Origin of the sequence: Cryobacterium sp. M96, from assembly GCF_002929845.1 — a bacterium.
Taxonomy (GTDB): Bacteria; Actinomycetota; Actinomycetes; order Actinomycetales; family Microbacteriaceae; genus Cryobacterium; species Cryobacterium sandaracinum.
In genome coordinates, this window is sequence record NZ_PJJS01000054.1 from 223,021 (window position 1) to 246,102 (window position 23,082).

General features: G+C 68.7%; 18 protein-coding genes. 10 read left to right on the plus strand and 8 right to left on the minus strand.

The annotated features are described in order from the left end of the window. Positions 1 to 7 precede the first annotated feature (7 nt). Entirely contained in the window at positions 8 to 883 is an 876-nt protein-coding gene (locus tag CXY79_RS15145; protein ID WP_233191540.1) for an acyl-CoA thioesterase II, read from the minus strand. 78 nt (positions 884 to 961) lie between these two features. Between CXY79_RS15145 and CXY79_RS15150 the strand changes: the two genes are divergently transcribed. Continuing rightward, positions 962 to 1,639 (plus strand): hypothetical protein, encoded by a 678-nt coding sequence (locus tag CXY79_RS15150; protein ID WP_104103304.1) that lies wholly within the window; start codon positions 962 to 964, stop codon positions 1,637 to 1,639. 85 nt (positions 1,640 to 1,724) lie between these two features. Here the strand turns inward: CXY79_RS15150 and CXY79_RS15155 are convergent, their stop codons facing one another. Next, positions 1,725 to 2,804, minus strand: coding sequence for a nitronate monooxygenase (locus CXY79_RS15155; protein ID WP_104103306.1), 1,080 nt, complete (start codon positions 2,802 to 2,804; stop codon positions 1,725 to 1,727). Positions 2,805 to 2,874: 70 nt separating this feature from the next. Then, positions 2,875 to 4,440 (minus strand): PucR family transcriptional regulator, encoded by a 1,566-nt coding sequence (locus CXY79_RS15160; protein WP_104103309.1) that lies wholly within the window; start codon positions 4,438 to 4,440, stop codon positions 2,875 to 2,877. Between the two features lie 144 nt (positions 4,441 to 4,584). Here CXY79_RS15160 and gabT point away from each other — a divergent pair, with 144 nt between their 5' ends. The 3 genes from gabT to CXY79_RS15175 all read left to right on the plus strand — a co-directional run bounded on the left by gabT (position 4,585) and on the right by CXY79_RS15175 (position 8,992). Further along, complete coding sequence (gabT, locus tag CXY79_RS15165) at positions 4,585 to 5,946, plus strand: 4-aminobutyrate--2-oxoglutarate transaminase (RefSeq protein ID WP_104103312.1); 1,362 nt, start codon at positions 4,585 to 4,587, stop codon at positions 5,944 to 5,946. 164 nt (positions 5,947 to 6,110) lie between these two features. Continuing rightward, positions 6,111 to 7,574, plus strand: a complete 1,464-nt coding sequence (locus tag CXY79_RS15170; RefSeq protein WP_104103314.1) for an NAD-dependent succinate-semialdehyde dehydrogenase — start codon at positions 6,111 to 6,113, stop codon at positions 7,572 to 7,574. Positions 7,575 to 7,597: 23 nt separating this feature from the next. Beyond that, positions 7,598 to 8,992, plus strand: a complete 1,395-nt coding sequence (locus CXY79_RS15175) for a flavin monoamine oxidase family protein (RefSeq protein WP_369828005.1) — start codon at positions 7,598 to 7,600, stop codon at positions 8,990 to 8,992. Positions 8,993 to 9,122: 130 nt separating this feature from the next. Here CXY79_RS15175 and CXY79_RS15180 read toward each other — a convergent pair whose 3' ends face one another. The 3 genes from CXY79_RS15180 to pepN all read right to left on the minus strand — a co-directional run bounded on the left by CXY79_RS15180 (position 9,123) and on the right by pepN (position 13,655). Beyond that, a complete protein-coding gene (locus CXY79_RS15180) occupies positions 9,123 to 9,581 on the minus strand; it encodes a globin (protein ID WP_104103319.1) in 459 nt (152 codons plus the stop codon). Further along, positions 9,571 to 10,815, minus strand: a complete 1,245-nt coding sequence (locus CXY79_RS15185) for a mechanosensitive ion channel family protein (RefSeq protein WP_104103321.1) — start codon at positions 10,813 to 10,815, stop codon at positions 9,571 to 9,573. Before CXY79_RS15185 ends, CXY79_RS15180 begins: the two co-directional genes overlap by 11 nt. A 296-nt stretch (positions 10,816 to 11,111) precedes the next feature. Next, positions 11,112 to 13,655 carry an aminopeptidase N gene (pepN, locus tag CXY79_RS15190; protein WP_104103565.1) on the minus strand — a complete coding sequence of 848 codons (2,544 nt, stop codon included), beginning with the start codon at positions 13,653 to 13,655 and terminating at the stop codon, positions 11,112 to 11,114. A 547-nt stretch (positions 13,656 to 14,202) separates the two neighbouring features. Between pepN and CXY79_RS15195 the strand changes: the two genes are divergently transcribed. Further along, positions 14,203 to 15,012, plus strand: a complete 810-nt coding sequence (locus CXY79_RS15195) for a GNAT family N-acetyltransferase (protein WP_104103324.1) — start codon at positions 14,203 to 14,205, stop codon at positions 15,010 to 15,012. A gap of 336 nt (positions 15,013 to 15,348) precedes the next feature. On the opposite strand, the gene CXY79_RS15200 is transcribed toward CXY79_RS15195, so the two are convergent. Continuing rightward, positions 15,349 to 16,851, minus strand: coding sequence for an SDR family NAD(P)-dependent oxidoreductase (locus tag CXY79_RS15200; protein ID WP_104103326.1), 1,503 nt, complete (start codon positions 16,849 to 16,851; stop codon positions 15,349 to 15,351). A 126-nt stretch (positions 16,852 to 16,977) separates the two neighbouring features. After that, entirely contained in the window at positions 16,978 to 18,564 is a 1,587-nt protein-coding gene (locus CXY79_RS15205) for an MFS transporter (RefSeq protein ID WP_233191541.1), read from the minus strand. A gap of 186 nt (positions 18,565 to 18,750) precedes the next feature. On the opposite strand from CXY79_RS15205, the gene CXY79_RS15210 reads away from it, so the two are divergent. The 5 genes from CXY79_RS15210 to CXY79_RS15230 are packed head-to-tail and all read left to right on the plus strand — an operon-like array spanning position 18,751 to position 23,073. Continuing rightward, entirely contained in the window at positions 18,751 to 19,377 is a 627-nt protein-coding gene (locus CXY79_RS15210; RefSeq protein WP_104103332.1) for a DsbA family protein, read from the plus strand. A gap of 23 nt (positions 19,378 to 19,400) precedes the next feature. Continuing rightward, positions 19,401 to 19,889: a ribose-5-phosphate isomerase gene (locus CXY79_RS15215; protein WP_104103334.1), complete on the plus strand. Its 489-nt coding sequence runs from the start codon at positions 19,401 to 19,403 to the stop codon at positions 19,887 to 19,889. A 2-nt stretch (positions 19,890 to 19,891) separates the two neighbouring features. Beyond that, entirely contained in the window at positions 19,892 to 20,875 is a 984-nt protein-coding gene (locus tag CXY79_RS15220) for an Fpg/Nei family DNA glycosylase (protein WP_104103336.1), read from the plus strand. 57 nt (positions 20,876 to 20,932) lie between these two features. Beyond that, on the plus strand, positions 20,933 to 21,571 hold the full coding sequence (locus CXY79_RS15225) for an FMN-binding negative transcriptional regulator (RefSeq protein WP_104103338.1): 639 nt from the start codon (positions 20,933 to 20,935) through the stop codon (positions 21,569 to 21,571). After that, positions 21,568 to 23,073 carry an amidohydrolase gene (locus tag CXY79_RS15230; RefSeq protein WP_233191542.1) on the plus strand — a complete coding sequence of 502 codons (1,506 nt, stop codon included), beginning with the start codon at positions 21,568 to 21,570 and terminating at the stop codon, positions 23,071 to 23,073. The genes CXY79_RS15225 and CXY79_RS15230 overlap by 4 nt, the downstream gene beginning before the upstream one ends. Positions 23,074 to 23,082: the final 9 nt, after the last annotated feature.

The window sequence follows — 23,082 nt, forward strand, 5'->3', positions numbered from 1 at the left end:
AGAGAGGCTACTCTGCGTTCGTGGGCACGCGCAGCATGCCCTCCTGCGCGACCGTGGCGAGAAGCAGGCCCGCCCGGCTGTAGATGCTGCCGGTGGAGAGCCCGCGTCCACCCTGGGCGGTCGGGGAATCCTGTACGTAGAGCATCCACTCGTCGACCCGGCCGAAGCGGTGGAACCACATGGCGTGGTCCAGGCTCGCAACCTTGAGCCCGGGTGTGGCCCAGGCCACGCCGTGGCGACGCATGACAGGCTCCATGATCGAGTAGTCGCTGGCGTATGCCAGCGCGGCGCGGTGCAGGTCAGGGTCGTCGGGCAACGGGCCCATGGTCTTCATCCACACGGCCTGGCGAGAGGTGTGCTCGCCGTCCACCTTGAGGTAGATCGGCGACGGCAGGTGCCGCATGTCGAACGGACGCTCGTTCGCCCAGTAGCGGGCGATGGAGTGGTCGACCTGGGCCAAAGCATCCGCCGCCGTCGGCAAGGACTCCGGGTCGGGCATATCGGTTGGCATCTCGATCTGGTGCTCGAGGCCTTCATCACCGTCCTGGAACGAGGCGATCATCGACAGGATCGGATGCCCGTCCTGATAGGCCTGCGTGCGGCGGGTGGAGAAGGAGCGGCCGTCGTGGATGCGATCGACGGAGAAGGTGATCGGCTGGCCCACGTCGCCGGGGCGCAGGAAATAGCCGTGCATCGAGTGCACATGGCGGTCGTCGGGAACCGTGCGCATCGCGGCGACCAGTGACTGGGCGAGCACCTGCCCGCCGAAAACGCGGCCGAGCGGCATCCACTGCGACGGCCCGGTAAAGATGTCCTCGCTGGTGCGGGCGCCCGTGTCGGTGAGGTCCAGGGCGGTTAGAAGGCCCTCCATCGGCAAGTCCATGTGGCCTCCTCAGGCGCGTGGCGGAGCAGACGCGCGCACCGGTGTGACGCGCGCCGTACCTTGGTAGTTTAGGAGCAGATGAGTAAGTCATTTTCTCTCCCAGAGTCCCTGTCCCTTCGCGACCTCCAGGTCTACCTCTCCCGCGCTAGCCGGGTGGAGGACGGTTCCGTGCGCCTCATTCAGGCCGCGGGGGTGCTCGCTGTCTACACCGCGATCCTCTACCCGCGCGGTCTCCTCGACTCCAGCCCGACCGTGCTGGGCCTGCGCACCTTCGCGCTCACCGCACCGGTCGAGCTCGACGCGGTCGTTCCCGTGCGCTCCCTGCTGGACCGCCTCGCCCGCCTCACCGCGGCCGTGCTGGAGGACGAGGCGACAGTGACCGTAACCGTGCCGCTGGAAGTGACCACCGTGACCTGGGCCGGTATCTCGCCGCCCCAAGGCGGCTGGACCCTGCTCGGTGAAACGGATGCCGCCCTGCTCGACGGTGCGGCGCAGGCCGGCATTGAGGAAGTCGCCGCCGTCATCCCGGCGGGAACCGGCGGGCAGATCGTGCAGCGGGTGCGCTCCGAAGTCTGGAGCCGCCCGATCCCCGGCCTGGAAATCGTGCCGGCCGGCGCCGCCTTCGCGGCCGTCAGCCTCGGTTTCCTGCCGAAAAACGAGCCCGTGCGCCTGTTCGAGACGGGCCTGTGGACCCGGCTGAGCACGAGCCGCGGCCACATCCTCGTGCGTCGCAAGCCCTGGTCGCTGAGCCGCTGACTATTCGCTGGGTGTTCGCACCGTGCCCCGAACGAATTCGACGGAGATTTTGCCCGGATCGGCCTTAAACTGGCCGAGAATCGGCTCAAACATCAAAATCTCCGTCGAATTGGTTCGACACCGGTCGCTGACTCGGCGACACGCGGGCGTCCTGCCACAGCCGGGTGAGCACGTCGGCCGCCGGTTCTGCGCGGGCAGAGCGGAAGCCGGTGCCCGCCCAGAGGGCGAGTCCGTCGGCGTCGCCGCGTCGACCCGCATCCGCCCTGAGGCCACTGGTGAGATGGTTCACCTGAGGATAAGCCCGGGGCGCGGTGGCGTCGTGCTCGATGATGAACGCGTTGCGCAGCCCCCGTGCCGGACGCCCGGAGAACGCGCGCGTGACCACGGTGCGATCAAAGTTCGGGTCGACGAGCGCGTCCTTGTGCGCCTGCTGGGCGCCGGACTCCGCGGTGCGGAGGAACGCCGTGCCCAGTTGCACGGCGTCCGCGCCGGCCGCCAGGAGCGTCGCGATCCCGGCACCGGAGTGGATGCCCCCGGCCGCGATGAGCGGCAGAACCGCCAGGTCCGAAATGGCGCGGACCAGTTCGATCAGGGGAGTGGTCTCCGGTTCTTCGGCCGTCGTGAAGGTCGCCCGGTGTCCGCCTGCTTCCGGGCCCTGCACGCAGAGCACATCGACTCCGCGTTCCTCCGCGAGAACCGCCTCCCGAACCGAGGTGACCGTGGCGATCACGCACGCGTCGACGGCGTGCAAACCGTCCACGGCCTCGGCCGGCGGTAACCCGAAGGTGAACGACACCACGGGGACTCGGTGCCCGATGAGAAGGGACACCTTGGCGGAGAACCAGTCATCGTCCGCGGCCAGTGTCGGGGGCAATTCCACGCCGTGTTCCAGCGCGGTCGCTGTCAGGCTCCGGCGGTAGGCATCGACTCCGGCCTGGTCGGTCAGTGGTGGCCCGGGAACGAATACGTTCACGCCGTACGGCGGCCGCGAGCTCTGGTGCACGTCGGCGATCTGCCGGGCCAGCGCATCCGGGGTCTTGTACCCGGCGGCCAGGAACCCGAGGCCGCCCCCCGCGCTGAGGCTGCGCACCAGGGCTGGGGTGGACGCGCCACCGGCCATGGGTGCCGCGATGATCGGAATGCGAAGGTCCTTCAGACTGAACATTGTCTCTTTCCGGTGTGTGGGTGCTTGCGTCACAGTGTGCGAGCCGCCTCGTGCGTGCGGTGTTTCCGGCCTATCCCGCCGACGCCAGCAGCGCCGCCCAGAGGTCGGCGCGGGCGTGGAAGGCGCCGAGGTCCCGCCCGAGCAACTGCTCGGCGTGGCTGATCCGGCCGCGCACGGTGTGTCGGTGCACGCCGAGCTCCGTCGCGGCCGGGCCGAACTGGCCGTTGCGCTCGAGCCACACCCGCAGGGTGGGGAGCAGCGCCGTGCCGTGGGCGGCATCGTGGTCGGAGAGCGGCCGGAGGGTGGCGCGGCCGACCTCCGAGGCATCCGTTCGGGCCAGGAACGCGAGCACGCCCTGCCGTGAGATCACCTCGAATTCGACGATGCCCGCCGCGCCTTCGTGGGCGCGCTCGAGCGCCTGTCGGGCCTGGGCCGCCGCGTGCGGCAGGGCACGATAGGCGCTCCGGTCGGAGACGCCCACGTGCAGCCCGAGGCCCACCAGCTCGGCGAGCACCGGATCGGCGGCGACATCGAGGATGAGCAGCACCTGGCCACCGTCGCGGGCGAAGAACAGGTGCCCGGGGCGTTCCTCGACCCGCAGTTCGAGCAGCTCGGCCAGAGCGTCCAAGCGTTCGGGCGGCGGGGAGACGACGGCGACCCGTACCGGCTCGGCCGGGAGGGCACCCCAGAGCTCCCGGGAGATGCTCTGCACCAGCGGGAGGTCGCCGCCGAGTAGCGCCTGCAGCAGCCCGGACCGCAGGTGGCCGCGGGCGCGACCCTGGGCGCTGTTCTGCTCGAGCGCGAGCCCGGCGAGGGCGATGACGCTGGTCACCACCTGCTGGCTGGCCTGGTCGAGCAGGGTGCCGCCCCCGAGGGCCAGCACCCCGCGCAGCTGGCCCTGCCTCCCCAGGGTCTGCAGGGTCAAAGTCTCGCCGCCCTCGTCGAGGGTGGTGCCGGCCCGCTGCCCGCGACGGAGCAGCCGGCCGGCCTCCGCCTGCACCTGCGGCAGGGCGGTGGAGGAGGCGGAACCGGAGAACGCGTCGCGGGGGAAGACCCGGTCGAGCGTGCCGCTCGCGTCAAAGAGCGCGACCCAGTGGCCCAGCTGCCGGGACAGCTCGCTAAGAATGTTGCTCAGGCCGTCGGGTCGGAGGGCCGCGTGCGAGATGGCCCGCTGGGCGTCCAGCGCCCAAGTGTTGCGGGCATAGCGCAACTCGGCGACCAGGTCGCCGGCCGCGCGGGCCACCGCGATGAACGGAGTGTCATAGGGCACCTCGATCAGGGGCAGCCCCTCGGCAAGGCAGGCCGCAACGAGGGCCTCCGGCGTGCCGGCGCGCACGACCTCCGTGCCGAAGCCGAGACAGGCGATGCCGCGGGCCGTGAGCCGGCGCACGTAGTCGCGGTAGTAGGCATCCGTCATCGGGTCGGCAAACTGGGTGCCGGTGGTGAGGAGCACCTGGCTGGCGGAGAGAAACGGCGTCGGGTCGGCCAGGTCGGAGCCGTGCACCCACTCCACGGGCTGGTCGAGCGCGTGTGCCGGCAGCTGCGGCTCGGCCGTGAGCAGGCGCAGCTGGAGGCCGGGCTGGGCCAGCAGGCGGCGCACGGTGGGCAGGAGCGGCGGGGCCAGGTTCGGAGCCATGCGACGAGTGTACAACGTGGCGAAAGTTCACCCGCGCGTTGTACACGGTGCCGGATGTTGCGGGTGGCCGCCCTGCGTAGCCTTCTGGAATCGGTATCGTCGCCGGCCCCGCGCCGATGCAACAGCCAGCGAACTGGAGCAGCAATGACCCTCGTAGACGCCCTTTCTGTGATCCCGGTCGGCGGACCGTCCCTTCCCCAGGAACGCCGCCTCGTCACCGCTATCCCCGGCCCGAAGTCCCAGGAGCTCGGACGTCGCAAGATCGAGGCCGTCTCCGCCGGGGTGGGAGTGACCCTGCCTGCCTATATCGTCGCGGCCGGCGGCGGTGTGCTTGTCGACGTCGACGGCAACTTCCTGATCGACCTCGGCAGCGGCATCGCCGTGACCGGCATCGGAAACAGCGCCCCCGAGGTCGTGGCCGCCGTGGCCGCCCAGCTGGCCCAGTTCACGCACACGTGCTTCACCGTGACGCCCTACGACTCGTACATCGAGGTAGCCGAGATGCTCAACCGGCTCACCCCGGGCGACCACGCCAAGCGCAGCGCCCTGTTCAACTCCGGCGCCGAGGCCGTGGAGAACGCCGTCAAGATCGCCCGGCACTACACCGGCAAGCAGGCCGTCGTCGCCTTCGACCACGCTTACCACGGCCGCACCACCCTGACCATGGGCCTCACCGCGAAGAACCAGCCGTACAAGAACGGCTTCGGCCCCTTCGCCGCGGAGATCTACCGGGCACCCATGTCGTACCCCTACCGCGACGCCGGACTCGACGGGGTAGGGGCCGCCCGGCGCGCCATTTCCCAGATCGAGAAGCAGGTCGGCGCCGACAACCTGGCCGCCCTGATCATCGAGCCGATCCAGGGTGAGGGCGGCTTCATCGTGCCCGCACCCGGCTTCCTTCCCACCCTGGTGGACTGGTGCCGCGCGAACGAGGTCGTCTTCATTGCCGACGAGGTGCAGACCGGATTCGCCCGCACCGGCGACCTCTTCGCCAGCAACCACGAGGGCATCGTGCCCGACCTGATGGTGATGGCCAAGGGCATCGCCGGCGGCCTGCCGCTCTCCGCCGTCACCGGCCGCGCCGAGATCATGGACGCACCGCAGGTCGGTGGCATCGGCGGCACCTACGGCGGCAACCCGCTCGCCTGCGCCGCGGCCCTGGCCACCATGCGCAGCTATGAGACCGAGAACCTGGCCCAGCGAGCCCGTGAAATCGGCGCCATCCTGACCGAGCGGCTGAACGCCATCCGTGCCGTCGACAAGCGTGTGGGCGATGTGCGCGGCCGCGGCGCCATGATCGCCATCGAACTGGTCGACCCGGTCACCGGAGACCCGGATGCCGCCCTCACCGGCCGCGTCGTGGCTGCCGCCCACGCCATGGGCGTCGTGCTGCTCACCTGCGGCACCTACGGCAACGTGATCCGCTTCCTGCCGCCTCTGAGCATCTCCGACGACCTCCTCGTCGAGGGCCTGCAGGTGCTGGCGAGCGTGCTCGCCGCCGCATGAGCCCTGGCTCCGCGGTCTCCTGCCCGAACCCGACGGGGGCACAGGGCGATCAGTCATACTGGGGGAACGCCGCGGGGAGGGTGGCGGAAACGCCCTTTCTGCACGGCCTCCACCCCTGATCAAAACTTCATTCGCATTTCCCGTATCGCATCGGAAAGAGTCTCATCGTGTCCACTCGTGAAACCGAACTGCTCGCCCGCGTCCCGGACGGCCTCTACATCAACGGCACCTGGCAGCAGGGTGGCGGTAAGGCCATCGAGGTCACCGACCCGGCGACCGGTGCTGTGCTCAAACGGATCGCGAACGCGGATGCCGCCGACGGCATCCGTGCCCTCGATGCGGCCGTCGAGGCGGCCGAGTCGTGGGCGGCTACCGCGCCGCGTACGCGGGCCGAGATCCTGCGCCGGGCCTTCGACCTGCTGCAGGAGCGCCGCGATGACTTTGCGCTACTGATGACCATGGAGATGGGCAAACCTCTCGCCGAGGCCAATGGAGAGGTCACCTACGGCGGCGAGTTCCTGCGCTGGTTCAGCGAGGAGGCCGTGCGCATCAGCGGTCGCTTCGGGCTGAACCCGGAGGGAACCGGCACGATGGTTGTCTCTCAGTATCCGGTCGGACCGTGCCTGCTGATCACTCCGTGGAACTTCCCGCTGGCCATGGCCACCCGCAAGATCGCCCCCGCGCTCGCCGCCGGCTGCACGGTCGTCGTGAAGCCCGCCGAGCTGACCCCGCTGACCACCCTCTTCTTCGTGCAGCTGCTCGAAGACGCCGGGGTACCGGCCGGCGTCGTCAACGTGATCACCACGTCGACCTCTTCCGCCGTTGCCGGGCCGATCATCGCCGACCCCAGGTTGCGGAAACTCAGCTTCACCGGGTCGACCCCCGTGGGCCGCAAGCTCATTCAGCAGGCGGCCCAGGGTGTGCTGCGCACCTCGATGGAGCTCGGCGGCAACGCCCCGTTCGTCGTCTTCGAAGACGCCGACCTGGACAAGGCCGTCGAGGGCGCGATGCTCGCCAAGTTCCGCAACATCGGGCAGGCCTGCACCGCGGCCAACCGTTTCATCGTGCACGAGTCCGTCGCCGCCGAGTTCGCCCGCCGCCTGACCGAGCGTGTCGGCGCGCTGAAGATCGGCCGGGGCACCGAAGCCGGCGTCACCATCGGCCCGCTCGTCAGCGAGGCTGCCGTCGCCGGCACCGACGCCCTCGTGCAGGACGCGCTGGCCCACGGCGCCACCCTGCTCGCCGGCGGCAAGCGCCCCGAAGGCGCCGGCTCCTTCTACGAGCCCACCGTGCTGACGGACGTGGCCCCGGCCAGCGCCCTCCTGACCGAGGAGATCTTCGGCCCGGTCGTCGGCATCGTCACCTTCGCCGACGAGGCCGAGGGCGTGCGCCTGGCCAACTCCACCGAGTACGGCTTGATCAGCTACGTGTACACCCAGGACCTCGCCCGCGGGCAGCGGATGATCGCCAAGCTTGAAACCGGAATGATGGGTCTGAACACGGGCCTGGTCTCCAACGCGGCGGCACCGTTCGGCGGTGTCAAGCAATCCGGTCTGGGCCGCGAAGGCGGGCTCGAGGGCATCCAGGAGTACCTGTCCACCAAGTACACCCTCATCCCGGTCTCCTGACCGGCGACGTACCTGTTTTTCACCTGCTTCCCCACCACCAGAACGCAATGGAGCAATCCTTGAGCATCATCGAACGTGACATCGTCATTATCGGCGCCGGGGCATCCGGCCTGACCGCCGCGACCGAGCTGCGGAAGGCCGGCCTCACCGTGGCCGTGCTCGAAGCGCGAGACCGCGTCGGCGGCCGCCTCCACACCGACGACATCAACGGTGCCATGCTCGAGATCGGCGGCCAGTGGGTTTCGCCCGATCAGGACGCACTCAAGGAGACCATCGCCGAGCTGGGCCTCGAGACCTTCGCGCGGTACCGCGAGGGCGAAAGCGTCTACATCAACGCCGCGGGGGAGCGAACCCGGTTCGAGGGCGAGATCTTCCCGGTCTCGGCCGACACCGAGCGCGAGATGGTGGCCCTGATCGCCACTCTCGACGAGCTCGTGGACCAGATGGACCCCGACCGTCCCTGGGCACACCCGCGTGCGGTGGAGCTCGACCAGATCTCCTTCCGGCGCTGGCTGGAGCAGGAGACCGACGACCAGGAGGCCCGCGACAACATTAGCCTCTTCATCGCCGGGGCCATGCTGACCAAGCCGGCGCACGCTTTTTCCACGCTGCAGGCCCTCCTGATGGCGGCCAGCGCCGGCAGTTTCAGCAACCTCGTCGACGCCGACTTCATCCTCGACGAACGGGTCGTGGGCGGGCTGCAGCGGGTGCCGATCCTGCTGGCCGAGAACCTCGGTGACGACGTCTTCCTCGGGCAGGCCGCCCGCACCGTGCGCTGGGGCGACGCCGGCGTGAGTGTGCTCACCGACGACCTCGAGGTGCGTGCGCGTCGCGTGATCGTTGCCGTTCCTCCCGTGCTCTACACCCGGATCTCCTTCGATCCGCCGCTGCCACGCCGCCAGCAGATGATGCACCAGCACCTCTCGATGGGCTTCGTGATCAAGGTGCACGCGGTCTACGAGACCCCGTTCTGGCGGGAGGACGGCCTCTCCGGCACGGCCTTCAGCCCCTACGAGCTCTCCCACGAGGCCTACGACAACACCAATTTCAACGACCCGCGCGGCACTCTGGTCGGCTTCGTCTCCGACGAGGCCGCCGATGGCGTGTTCACCGTCTCGGCGGAGGAGCGCAAGCAGCGCATCCTCACCTCGCTCTCGCACTACTTCGGCCAGAAGGCACTGACGCCCGTCGTCTACTACGAGAGCGACTGGGGCACGGAAGAGTGGACCCGCGGCGCCTACGCGGCGAGCTTCGACCTGGGCGGGCTGGCTCGCTTCGGCGCGGACCTGCGCACACCGGTTGGCCCGATCCTGTTCTCCTGCAGCGACCTCGCCGGAAAGGGCTACCAACACGTCGACGGCGCAATTCGGATGGGACGCGCAACGGCCGCGGAGATCGTCGCCGAGCTCGACTTGTAAAGCAGGCGCGGCGGCATCCGTCGGCCGGCCTGGTTCGGTCGGCCTGTGTCTCGCGGCGCAGATTGCAGAAGCGGGCGCACGGTAGAACGTGCGCCTGCGTCCCAAGGGTGCGCCGAGAGCGGGTGCGCTGCTACTCGTCGAAGGTATTGAGCATTGCGAAGGCCGCGCGCTCGAGGTAGTCCCAGAGCTGGTCGCGCTGCAGCGGTGCAAGAGCGGCCTTGTCGACGGCGGCGCGCATGTGGTTCAGCCAGCGGTCGCGGGAATCCGGGTTCACCTTGAAGGGCTGGTGCCGTTGGCGCAGCCGCGGGTGGCCGCGCTGCTCGCTGTAGGTGGTCGGGCCACCCCAGAACTGCTCGAGGAACATGGTCAGACGCTCGGCGGCCGGGCCCAGGTCGTCTTCGGGGTACATCGGCTTCAGTACCGGGTCGGTAGCGACGCCGCGATAGAACTCGTTCACCAGATTCTCGAAGAACGGCCTACCGCCGACCTGCTCGTAGAACGTGGCGCCGATCGCGGTGCCGTTCTCGCCCTCGCGCAGGTGGACCGCACCGGGCGTGGCAGGAGTGGGGGCGCCGGCATCATTCGTCATCGTGAGTCTCCGGATCTGGTGCCGTGTGCGTGGGTGCCTCGGTCTTGGGTGTCGGGGCCTTGGGTGCCGCGGTTTTGGGTGTCGGGGCCGTGGGCACAGCCGGGTCTGTACCGGAAACATCCGCTGACGCTGCGCGTGGGTGGGCCTCCTGGGGCAGCGCGGTCGCGGCGTTCTTGGGTCGGCGGGGTGCGCGGGGAGCCTTTTTCTTCCGCACCGGGATCGGGGCGGTGAACGGGCCGGTGGTGAGGTCCGGCATGGCCGCGGCTGCTTCCGCGGCCGCGTCGGGCGTTCCCTCGGAGCCGGGGTCGGAGCCGGCGGCGACCGCGCCATCCGTGCCGGCCATGACCACGCTGTTGAGCGGAGTCAGACCGATGCCGAGCCCGTCCAGCGCCTTCTTCAGGTGCAGGCGCAGGTCGCGGGCGAAGTCCCACTTCGCCGCCACCCGGGTCTTGACGACGAGGCGCACGACGAGGGCCTCGGCGGAGATCGACTCGAGTCCCCAGATCTCCGGCTTCTCCAATATCACCGACCGCCACTTGCGGCTGGAGGCGAGCGCCTTCGCGACGCGCAGCAACTCGTTCTGCACCGCCTCGACATCGGACGAGTAGGGGATGGCGAGGTCGATGATCACGCGCGCCCAGCCCTGGGACATGTTGCCGACGCGCAGGATCTCACCGTTGCGCACGAACCACAGAGTGCCGTCGATGTCACGCACCTGGGTGACACGGATGCCGACGGTCTCCACGACCCCGGAAGCGAAGCCCACGTCGACGATGTCGCCCACGCCGATCTGGTCCTCCACGACCATGAACAGCCCGTTCAGGATGTCCTTGACGATGTTCTGCGCGCCGAAACCGAGACCGGCGCCGAGCGCGGCCGTCAGCAGGGCGAAAGAGCCCAGGATTTCACTGTTGATGATGTTGACGATCAGCAGGATCGTCACGATCAACAGGGTCACGTTGATGATATTCGAGAGCACCGAACCGAGGGTGCGGGTGCGCTGCACGACGCGCACGGCGGCTAGCGGCGAAACGCTCAGCGCCTGCGTGTCCTCCACGTTCTGGGTCTTCTTGACCCCCGTGACGATCTGTTGCACGACGCGGTCGATCACGAAGCGCAACACCCACCGGATGACCAGCGCGGCCACAATGATGACGACGATATTGATGACCCTGAGCCACAGGTCGATTTTGAAAAATTGAATCAGTTCAAGCCAGATTGCGTCAAAGTCCATAACGATCCGAGTCTACAGAGCCGCGTCCTGTCCAAGTCCTGAGTCCGCGACACCGCACCCAGCCGCACCCTGTTGACCCCTGCCACCCGCCCGAACGAATTCGACGGAGATTTCTACCCAGGTGACGAGCTGAACCGGTTTTGTGCGGCTCGGGGAGCAGAATCTCCGTCGAATTTATTAGGGGCGAGGGCGAGGGCGAGGGTGGGAGCGAGAGCGAGAGCGGGGGTGGGGACGGGGGCGAGGGCGGATGCGGCGTGGGGCACGAACGGCGCGGGCGGGCGGATGCCTCGGCGCGGCTATTCCGCGTCGCGCGCCTGGGCGGCGAGGGCGCGTTCGACCCCGGCCAGGTTCTCGATCACCAGGCGACGCAGCGCGAGCGGCTCCGGGTTGGCGTCGAGCCACTTTCGCGTCGCGGTGACGAGCGCCCGGTCAGCCAGCGGCGCCGGGTATAGGCCGAGCACCAGTTTTTCCGCGATGGAGAAGCTGCGGGCGGCCCAAACCGGCTGCAACATGGCGAAGTACTGCTCGACGAACGGCTCCAGCAACGTGGTGTCGTTGGCCCGCAGGAAACCGGCTGCCGTGACCCGCACGATGGTGTTCGGCGCGGTGTCCACGTCGATCAGAGACGACCAGGCGGCCTGCTTGCCCTCCAGGGTGGGGATGGCGGCGCGGGCCTGCGCGGCCGACTGGGCGCCGGTCGCGGTGTTGTCCGCGGCCAGTGCTGCGTCGATCTCGACCGCGTCGGCCTTGCCGCCGGCTACGAGGGCGATGAGCAGCTCCCAGGAGAGGTCGGTGTCGATCTCGAGGCCGTCGAGCGGCGCCGTGCCACCACGCAGCGCGGCAACGGATGCCAGCTGGCTGTCGGTGGTCGCGATGGCGGCGAAGAACTTCACGAACTGGAACTGCTCGTCGCTGCCGGCGTCGGCGTGGCGGGCGAGGGACCAGAGCGCGTCACCGACCTCCTTGACTGTACTCGTACGGAATTCCTCGGCGACGTAGTACGAGGCGGCGAGCACAACCTGGCCGAGCACGGTGCGCAGCGTGGTGGACTCGGATTCCGTCGCGACGTTGCCGAGCACAAGCGTGATGAAGTCGCGCGCCGAGGTCTCGGCGTCGCGGGTGGCGTCCCAGACCGCGCCCCAGATGATGGCGCGGGCGAGGGGGCTCTCGATCGCGGAGAGGTTCTCGAGGGCCACCTCCTGCGATTCCGGGTCGAGGCGGATCTTGGCGTAGGCCAGGTCATCGTCATTGAGCAGAACGAGGTCGGGTTGTTGGCGGCCGAGCAGTGACGGGACATCCGTCTGCTCGCCGTCGACGTCGATCTCGATCCGGTGAGTGCGCACCAGGGCGCCGTCCACCCGGTCGTAAAAGCCGATGGCGAGGCGGTGCGGGCGGATGGTGGGGTAGTCGGCCGCGGCGGTCTGCAGCACCGTGAAGCCGTTGATGGCGCCGGACTTGTCCACGACGATCTCGGGACGCAGCGTGTTCACGCCCGCGGTCTCGAGCCACAGCTTCGTCCACTCGGTGAGATCGCGGCCGCTGGAGGCTTCGAGCAGGGCCATCAGGTCGGTCAGCTCGGTGTTGCCCCACTGGTGCTTCTGGAAGTACGCGGCGACGCCGGCGAAGAATTCATCGCGGCCGACCCAGGCCACGAGCTGCTTGAGCACGGAGCCGCCCTTGGCGTAGGTGATGCCATCGAAGTTGACCTGCACGTCTTCGAGGTCGTTGATCGTGGCGGTGATCGGGTGGGTGGAGGGCAGCTGGTCCTGCTTGTAGGCCCAGCTCTTCTCCATCACGGCGAAGGTGGTCCACGCTTCGGTCCACTCGGTGGCCTCGGCGGTTGCCATGGTCGACGCCCACTCGGCGAACGACTCGTTCAGCCACAGGTCGTTCCACCACTTCATGGTGACGAGGTCGCCGAACCACATGTGCGCCAGTTCGTGCAGCACGGTGACGACGCGGCGTTCCTTGATGGCGTCAGTGACCTTGGACCGGAACACGTACGTCTCCGTGAAGGTGACCGCGCCGGCGTTCTCCATGGCGCCCGCGTTGAATTCCGGCACGAACATCTGGTCGTACTTGTCGAACGGGTACGGGTAGTTGAACTTGCCCTCGAAGTATGCGAAACCCTGGCGGGTCTTCTCGAACAGGTAATCCGCGTCGAGGAACTCGAACAGGCTTTTACGGCAGAAGAGCCCGAGCGGGATGACGCGGGCGTCGTTGGAGGTCAGCTCGCTGCGCACGACTGCGTAAGGGCCGGCGACGAGGGCAGTGATGTAGCTGGAGATGGTGTGGGTGGGGGCGAACGCCCAGGTCTTGTGGCCGCTGCCGGCATCCGTCGGCTCGGGCGTGACGGAGTTGGAGATGACTTCCCAGGCGCCGGGGGCGGTGACGGTGAAGGCGAACGTGGCCTTGAGGTCGGGCTGCTCGAACACGGCGAAGACGCGGCGGGAGTCGGGCACCTCGAACTGGCTGTACAGGTAGACCTCGTTGTCGACCGGGTCGACGAAGCGGTGCAGGCCCTCGCCGGTGTTCGTGTACTCGGCGTCGGCGACGACGGTGAGCGTATTCTCGGCGGCTAGGCCGTCGAGCTGAATCCGGATGCCGTCACTGACGAGTGAGGGGTCGAGCGCGGCGCCGTTCAGCGTCACCGAGTGCACGGTGCGGGTGATCGCGTCGATGAAGGTGGACGCGCCGGGCGTCGCGGTGAAGTGCACCGTGGTCTCGCTGCCGAACGTTTCCGGTCCGGTCGTGAGGTCGAGGGTGACCTCGTAGCTCTGAACGGTGATGAGCGCGGCGCGCTCCTGGGCTTCGATCCTGGTGAGGTTCTCTCCGGGCAACGGTTTCTCCATCTCGGTTTCGCGGTCTGCACGCGCGCCGACGCTTGTGGCGCCGCGCACCGACAATCAGCCTAGCCAAGGAATATGGTGTCTGCACGAGGGTAAGCACCGACCCGTGGGCCGCGACGGACGACCGGTACCGTGAGTTTGCTGACGTGGGAGCGCGCGGCATGAGCGCCTGCTAAGAGGCGTGGGCGCACAAAGTGTCGGATGACCCGGTGACCTCCGCTCCGATCGCCGGTTCTCGGCTCTGAAACGGCTTCGTGCTCGCGCCCGATGCCGAACTCCTCGCAGTCCCCCGGCCGCATAGGCGGGCGCTGCACTGGCGGTGAGCAGGGACCGTCGCCCCGGCAGGTGAGCGGAGGCGTCGCCCGGCCGTGCGCGTGCGCTCACCCGTCATCCGGTGTCTGGTGTCCCGCGTCCGGTGTCGGGCGTGGAGTCAATTCGACGGAGATTCTGCGGAAAAGGGCGGATTAAGGCCTCCGTGGAGCCGTTTCGCGCAAAATCTCCGTCGAATTCGTTCGGGGCGGCTCTAGGGTTATCCACAATGACAACCCGAGACGCGCTCCGTGATGCCTACGACGCACAGCTTCGGCTCTGGGTTCCGACCGACCGGCCCACGGGCATCCGTTACGAACTGTCGGGCCCGGTTCTGCGGATCTTGGGACGGCACCAGGGGCTCGTCGAGACCGCTCGCGACGTGGGTGCGACCGGCGCGGCGCTCGACGCCCTGATCGCGGAGCACCGCGATTTCTTCGCTGCCCGCGGCGAGGCCTTCGAGTGGAAGACCCGCGGCCACGACCTGCCAGCCGATCTGCCGGACCGCCTGCTTGCGGCCGGCTTCGTGGCCGAGGAGCTGGAGACGGTCGTCGTCGCCGAGACCGAACGCCTGAACGTCGTGCCGGTGCTGCCGGTCGGCGTCACGATCAGGCAGGTCGACACCCGGGCCGACTTCGAGCGCATCGCCGCGCTGCACTCGCAGGTCTGGGACGAGGACTACGCCTGGCTGGCCGACCAGCTGGAGGCCGGTGTGCGTGATGCCCCGGGCGACGTGCTCGTGTTCGTCGCCGAGGCCGGCGGCGTGCGCGGCGGCGAGCTCGTCTCCTCGTGCCGGCTCGAGTTCACCCGCGGCACTGATTTCGCGGGACTCTGGGGTGGGTCGACCCTGGCCGCCTGGCGGGGCCGCGGCATCTACCGGGCGCTGGTGGCATACCGCGCGCGGCTCGCGCACCAACGCGGTGTGCGCTACCTGCAAGTGGATGCCTCCGACGATAGCAAACCGATCCTGCTGCGGCTGGGCTTTCAGGCCATCACGACGACGACCCCCTGGGTCTGGACCCCGCCGGCTCCTGACTGAGGTGCGGTTCGGCGGGGCGCGATCCCGGTGCCGGCACCCAGCGGCATCCGCTCGCCGCACCAAAATGGCCCGCACCATGTCGCCCGCCCGAACCAATTCGACGGAGATTCTGCCGAAACCAGGCCGCAACCGGCCGCCCGGGTGCGCAAACCTCAAAATCTCCGTCGAATTGGTGAGGGGCCTGCCGGCTGTCCTGCTGCCTGTCCAGCGCGCCGACGTGACTCGCCGACTCGACTCGCCGACTCGACTCGCCGACTCGACCCGCCGACTCGCAGGCCGACCCCGCCGACTTGACCCGCCGACTCGCAAGCCGACCCCGCCGACGACCTGCCCCGGCTACCAGGCGCCGGGCTTGTAGTCCTTGAGGAAGACGCCGCAGAGGTCCTCGCCGCCCTCGCCGCGCACAATCGGGTCGTAGACCCTCGCCGCGCCGTCGACCAGGTCGAGTGGGGCGTGGAAGCCCTCCTCGGCGAGGCGGATCTTGGTGGGGTGCGGCCGCTCGTCGGTGATCCAGCCGGTGTCGACGCTGGTCATCAGGATGCCGTCGGACAGCATTTCCTTCGCGCTCGTGCGGGTGAGCATGTTCAGCGCGGCTTTGGCCATGTTCGTGTGCGGGTGGCCGGGCCCCTTGTAGCCGCGGCCGAACACGCCCTCCATCGCCGACACGTTCACAATGTAGGTGCGGCGGGCGTCGGATGCCGCGAGCGAGCCACGCAGACGGCTCACCAGCAGGAACGGGGCCGTGGTGTTGCACAGCTGCACCTCCAGCATCTCCAGCGGGTCGACGTCTTCCACGTTCGCGGTCCAGCTGTTTTGGGAGTGCAGGTCGGGCACGAGCCCGCCGGCGTCGATCGCGGTGCCGGCGGCGAGACGCGCGAGAGACGAGGAGCCCGGTGCGAGCGCCAGGGCGGTCAGGTCGTCGGCCGTGAGTGCGCCACTCGCTCCGGCTGCTGCGGCCAGGATCGGGTGGCTGGTGACGGATGCCGCGAGCGCGGTCGGGTGCGCGTCACTGGTGTGCCCGAACGTGACGATCTCCGGGATGACGCCCTCCGGCAGCGGCGACTGCTCGGCCTCGACCAGCATCGAGTAGGAGCCGGGGGAGCGGCGCACGGTCTGGGCGGCGTTGTTGATCAGGATGTCCAGCGGCCCGGCCGCGGCGACGGAGTCGGCCAGGCCGATCACCTGGGCCGGGTCGCGCAGGTCGATCCCGACGATGCGGAGACGGTGCAGCCAGTCGGCCGAGTCCGGCATGGCGCTGAAGCGGCGCACCGCGTCGCGCGGGAACCGGGTGGTGATGGTGGTGTGGGCGCCGTCGCGCAGCAGGCGCAGGGCGATGTACATGCCGATCTTGGCGCGGCCGCCCGTGAGTAGGGCGCGCCTGCCGGTCAGGTCGGTGCGGGCATCCCGCTTCTCATGGCTCATCGTCGCGCAGGCAGGGCAGAGCTGGTGGTAGAAGGCGTCGACGAGGGTGTACTTCTGCTTACAGATGTAGCAGGCCCGCGGCACGAGCAACTCGCCGGCCGACGCCCGGTCGGTGCCCAGGCGCAGCTGGGCGCCAATGGTCTCGTCATCGATGCGGGTGGCGGCGCCGGTCGCGGTCGCGGCGATGACCTCCCGGTCGGCATCCGCAATCGCCTGCCGCTTCTCGCCGCGTCGCACCATCTTGACGGACTTGAACATCTTGGCGGTGGCCTGCCGCACGGTGACGAAATCGGGGTCTTCGGGGTCGATCTCGCTGAGCGAGGCGAGCACGCGCAGGGCGATCGCCATCTCGGCAGGGTCGATGCTGAGGGTGGACACGGCCCCGGGAGCGGGCTCGGTCGGAGGCGTCGTGGTCATCGAACAATTCTACGATGGCCCCCGCGATGGCCCGGCCCGGTGCACACAGCACACAGACCGGTGGCCCGGCGCGCCGAGACCAGGGTCTCCGCACGCCGGGCCACCGGTCGATGCAGCAGGGTGTCGCTAGACCTTCAGCGGCTCCGGCTCGGTTTCCGGCTCCGTCGCGAGCGATGAGAGATCCATCGACGAGGTCGGCGGCTCATAGGTCTCGTCGAACGGCATCTCGTCGGTGTCCAGGGCAGGGTTGTCATCCTGCGTGGCTACCAGTTCGCGGGCCTCGAAGACCGAGTCCACGCTGGGCATCGAGCCGATCAGCGGACGCCCGGCAGACTCGCGCAGGAAGAAGATCGCGATTCCACCGATGACGGATGTCCCCATCAGGTAGTAAGCCGGCATCATGTCGTTCTCGGTCGTGGCGATCAGCGCCGCGATGATGAACGGCGTCGTGCCACCGAAGATGGCCACCGAGAAGTTGTACGCGATGCCCATGGCACCGTAACGGCTTTCGGTCGGGAACAGCGCCGGCAGGGCCGAGGCGAGGTTGGAGACGTAGAACGTGACGGGCAGGGCGATCAGAGCCAGGCCGAGCAGCGTCGTCCAGATCTCGCCGACGCCGATCAGCATGAAGGCGGGGATGGAGAGCACTACGGCGCTGAGCGAACCCATCCAGAGCACGGGACGACGACCGATCTTGTCGGACAGGCGGCCGGCCAGAGGGATGCAGAGCGCCATGATAACGAGGATCGGGATGGTGAGCAGTGTCCCGTGCAGCTCGTCGTAGCCCTTGGTGGCGGTGAGGTAGGTCGGCATGTATGAGGTGAGCGCGTAGCCGAGCGTGTTGGCCGCGGCGACGAGGATCATGGCGACGATGATGCCGCGCCAGTGGTTCTTGAAAATGCTGACCGGGCTGTTGGACGGGGCGGACTCGTCGGAGAACGACGGGTCGGTCGCGGCCAGTTCCTTCGCGTCCAGGGTGGCCTGGAAGGTGGGGGATTCCTCGATCTTCAGACGGAACCAGATGGCGATCAGGCCGAGCGGTCCGGCGATCAGGAATGGGATGCGCCAACCCCAGTCTTCCATGACGGGCTGCCCGAGGGTGACCTGCAGGATGGACACGAGCGCGGCGCCGATGGCGAAGCCGAGGTAGCTGCCCATATCGAGCAGGCTGGCGAAGAAGCCGCGGTGCTTGTCGGGCGAGTGCTCGCTCACGAAGGTGGTCGCACCGGCGTACTCACCGCCGGTGGAGAAGCCCTGCACGAGTTTGGTGAAGACCAGCAGCGCGGCGGCGAGCATGCCCACCTGGGCGTAGCCGGGCAGCAGGCCCACGGCGAAAGTGGATGCCGCCATCAGGATCAGGGTCATCGACAGCACCTTCTGGCGGCCGATCTTGTCCCCGAGCCAGCCGAAGAACACACCACCCAGCGGACGGGCGATGAACGTCGCGGCGAAGGTGCCGAGCAGGAACAGGGTCTGCACGGTCGGGTCGGACTCGGGCAGGAACACCGGACCCATGGTCGTGATGAGGTAGCCGAACACGCCGACGTCGTACCACTCCATCGTGTTTCCCACGATGGTTCCGCCGAGGGCTTTCTTCAGCCTTGACTGATCGACCACGTTCACGTGCGACACCTTCAAGCGGCGCTGCAGGAGCGGATTCTTGGTCTTCACCGCCGTGCCGTCGGCACCGGAAAGTGAGCTGGTTCTGGGCATGGGAACTTCTCTCGTAGAGATCATGTTGCTGCGAAAAAAAGGGGCCCGCTTTCGGGCATAACGAATAATTTTAGTCGGAAATGGGCAACAACCAGACATTTTGCCGAGGATACCCTCTCTGGACAGGGGTTTACGTTCGGTCTCCGTCGGCGCTTTCCCAGCCGGGAGACACCTAGGCTGGGCCCCATGGCTGACTCTGTGAAGTTCTGGTTCGACCCCTCCTGCCCCTGGGCCTGGATGACCTCCCGCTGGGTGGAGGAGGTCTCCGCCCTGCGCGGTTTCGACGTCGAGTGGAAGGTGATGAGCCTCGCCGTCCTGAACGAGGACCAGGACGTGTCCGAGGAGTACCGCGCGTTCTTCCCCCGGGCTCTCAAGTACACCCGCCTGGTTGCTGCCGCACAGGAACTGCACGGCCAGAAAACGGTCAAGGCGCTCTACGATGCCCTGGGCGCCCGCATCCACCTCGGTGGCAGCACAAACCCCGACGAGGTCATTCCCGCCGCGCTCGCCGAGGTGGGCCTGCCGGCATCGTTCGCGGAGTGGGCCGACAGCGACCACTACGACGTGCAGATGCGCGCCAGCCACTTCGACGCCATGGAGCGGGTGGGCCAGGATGTCGGCACCCCCGTCATCGCCGTGAACGACGTGGCCTTCTTCGGCCCGGTCATCTCGCCCGCGCCGAGCGGAGATGTGGCGCTCAAGCTTTGGGACGGTGTGGTGGCCGTTGCCGGGTACGACGGTTTCTTCGAGCTGAAGCGCTCCCGCACCCGCGAGCCGATCTTCGCCGCGGCTGCGACGGTACCAGCCGAGTAAGCCGAGTAAATATAATCGGTTGCATGCGCATCCACATCGCCACTGACCACGCCGGCCTCGACTTCAGCCACCAGCTGGTCACGCACCTCGCCCTTGCCGGTCACGAAGTCGTGGACCACGGGCCGGAGGTCTACGACGCCCTCGACGACTACCCCGGTTTCTGCATCCGGGCGGCCGAGGCCGTCGTCGCCGACCTGTCCGTCGGCGTCGACGCGCTCGGCGTCGTCTTCGGCGGCTCGGGCAACGGCGAGCAGATGGCCGCTAACAAGGTGAAGGGCGTGCGCGCCGCGCTGGTCTGGAGCCTCAGTACCGCCAGGCTCGCCCGCGAGCACAACGACGCGAACGTCATCTCCATCGGTGCCAGGCAGCACAGCATCGAGGACGCCATCGACTTCATCGACGCCTTTATCTCGGAGCCGTTCCCCGGCGACGAACGCCACTGCCGCCGCATCCTGCAGCTGGCGGAGTACGAGGCGCACTGCACCATCAACGGCACGCGTCTCGCCGACTAGCCGTGCCTGAGGGTCATTCCGTCCACCGCATTGCGCGCCAGTTCGCCCGCAACTTCGTGGGTAAAAGCATCCGACTGTCGTCGCCGCAGGGCCGCTTCGTGGACGGCGCGGCGATGCTCGACGGCCACATCATGACGGATGCCCGTGCCGTCGGCAAGCAGATGTTCCTCGAATTCGACAACGGGCTCTGGCTGCGCGTGCACCTGGGGCTCTACGGCGCCTGGGACTTTGCCGGGGACATCCAAGCGCACGGTACGGACGCCGCCATCAAGGGTCGCAGGCGCCGGACCGTCAGGCGCGACGCGGGTGACGTCATGCAGGGCCTGGCGGGGGAGGACTCGCTGCAGAGCATCGGCGCGCCCCGGCTGACCCGGCTGCGGATGGCGGAAGACGAGAAGGTCAGCGTCGAGCCCGACGGCTTCCCGCCCGCACCCATCGGCCAGGTGCGGGTGCGTCTGCTGGCCGACGACGTCGTTGCGGACCTGCGCGGGCCCACGGCTTGCGTGGTGCTCGACTCTCAGGAGGTGCACGTGGCGATGGACCGTCTCGGGCCGGACCCGATGCTCGACGACAGCCGCGCCGCCGAGGACCGCTTCGTCACGGTGGTGCGGAAGAAGCCCACCCCGATCGGGCGCCTTTTGATGGACCAGTTGGTGGTCAGCGGCATCGGCAACGTCTACCGGGCCGAGTTGCTCTTCCGTGCGCGCCTGAACCCGTATGCGCCGGGCAAGTCGCTCAGCGACGAGCAGTCCCGTGCGCTCTGGCGAGACTGGGCGCACCTGCTGAAGATCGGCGTGTCGACCGGGCAGATGATGACCATGGACGGCCTCGGCGACGCGGCTTATGGGCGAGCCCTGAGGCGACGGGCCGACCGGCACTGGGTGTACAAGCGCGAGGGGCTGCCCTGCCGGGTCTGCGGCACCCACATCACCGTTGAGGAGATGGCCGCACGCAAGCTCTACTGGTGCCCGAAATGCCAGGCCTGACCTGCTCGCCCTGATCTGCTTCACCTGATCTGAACCCACGACCAGAACGGGACACCGATGAGACACAACCCCATTTTTGAGCAGGGCGACCCGGCCGAGATCCGCCGTCTCATCCGGGAGAACCCATGGGCCACGCTGATCAGCCACACCGAGTCCGGTCTGGTGGCCTCGCACTACCCGGTACTGCTCGACGAGGAGGCCGACGAGACCGACGGAATCGTGCTGGTCAGCCACGTCGGACGCCCCGACGAGGCTCTGCACGAACTCGGCCGGCACGAGCTGCTGGTGATCATCCAGGGACCCCACGGCTACATCTCGCCCGGCTGGTACGACGCGGCGCCCGCCGTTCCCACCTGGAACTTCGTCGCCGCGCACCTGAACGGCACACCCGAACTACTCAGCGACGAGGAGAACCTGCGGGTGCTGGACCGCCTGGTCGACCACTTCGAGGAGCGGATGCCTGAACCGCGTCGCCTGTCCGGCACCGAGGCCAACGCCGCCTACGCCGCCCGTATTGCGGCCGGTACGGTCGGCTTCCGGCTCAGGGTGAACCGCCTCACCGCCAAGTGCAAGCTCAGCCAGAACAAGCCGGCCGAGACCGTGGCGCGCATTCTGGGTGAACTCGAGGGAGACGGTCCCTATGCGAGCCCGGGCCTGGCAGCCGAAATGCGCCGGGTGCACGGGGTCGACCGGTGAGCGTGTCCACGCCCGCTCCGGCAACAGCGTCGGCCCCTCCGCTCGTCTTGCGGAACGGCCGGCTGCCGGGAAGCGACGAGATCGTCGACACGCTGATCGTCGACGGCCGGGTGCGCCGGCTCGGGTATCTGAGTCAGTCGGCTGCGGGCATCCGTTCGGTCGATCTGGAAGAACGCTGGCTGCTTCCGGGCCTCTGGGACAACCACGTGCACTTCAGCCAGTGGGCGCAGACGAATCAGCGGCTGGATCTGTCCGGCACCGACAGTGCCGCCGCCGCGGCCGACCTGGTGGCCGAACGGGTGCCCGGCGTTTCGAGGGGGGAGACCCTGGTCGGGTTCGGGTTTCGCGACGCTCTGTGGCCGGATGCCCCGAGCCGGCCCCTGCTGGACGCCGCCGCCGGCACCGTTCCGACCGTGTTGATCAGCGGTGACCTACACTCATGCTGGCTGAACTCGGCCGCGCTCGCCCGCCACGGCCATACGGAGCACCCGACCGGGCTGCTCCGTGAGGAGGACTGCTTCGCCGTGGTGCGCACGCTCGCCGAGGTGCCCGATGTCGTGATGGACGGCTGGGCCGACAGCGCGGCCCGGGCCGCGGCGGCTCGCGGGGTCGTGGGCATCGTCGACATGGAGATGGACTGGAACCTCGCCACCTGGCTGCGGCGCATCCAGGGCGGCACCGACTCGCTGCGGGTGGAGTTCGGTATCTACACCCAGCATTTGGAGCGCGCCATCGCACTCGGTCTGCGGAGTGGGGCCGGCATCGACGGCACCGGCGGGCTGCTCACGGTGGGATCCTGCAAGGTGATCACCGACGGCTCGCTGAACACCCGCACCGCGTACTGCGTCGACGAGTACCCCGGCCTGGAGGGCCAGCCCGGGTCACGCGGGATGCTCACCGTGCCGCCGGAGGAGCTGCTCGCGCACCTGGGCCGGGCCGTGGCCGCGGGCATCCGCCCCGCCGTGCACGCCATCGGCGACCGGGCCAACGCGCTGGCCCTCGACGCCTTCGAGCAGCTCGGCTGCGCCGGCAGCATCGAGCACGCGCAGCTGCTCACGAGGGAGGACGTCGCCCGTTTCGCCCGGCTCGGCGTGGTAGCGAGCGTGCAGCCCGAGCACGCCCTCGACGACCGGGACGTCGCCGACCGCTACTGGGTGGGACGCACCGACCGGGCCTTCGTGCTGAAGAGCCTGCTGAACGCCGGGGTCACGCTCGCGCTCGGGTCCGACGCCCCGGTCGCTCCGCTGGACCCGTGGGTGAGCATCGCCGCCGCCGTCGGGCGCACTCGCGGCAGCCGCGAACCCTGGCACGCCGAGCAAGCCATCTCCCGGCAGGCCGCGCTCGCCGCGTCCGCGCGCGGCCGGCACCGCGTTCTGGCGGGAGACGTCGCCGACCTCGCGGTGTGCGAGATCGACCCGTTCGTCGCCTCAGTGCCCGACCTGCGACGGATGCCCGTGGCCGCCACCCTGCTCGCCGGCCGCTTCACCCACACCACCCTCTGACCTGGGGGG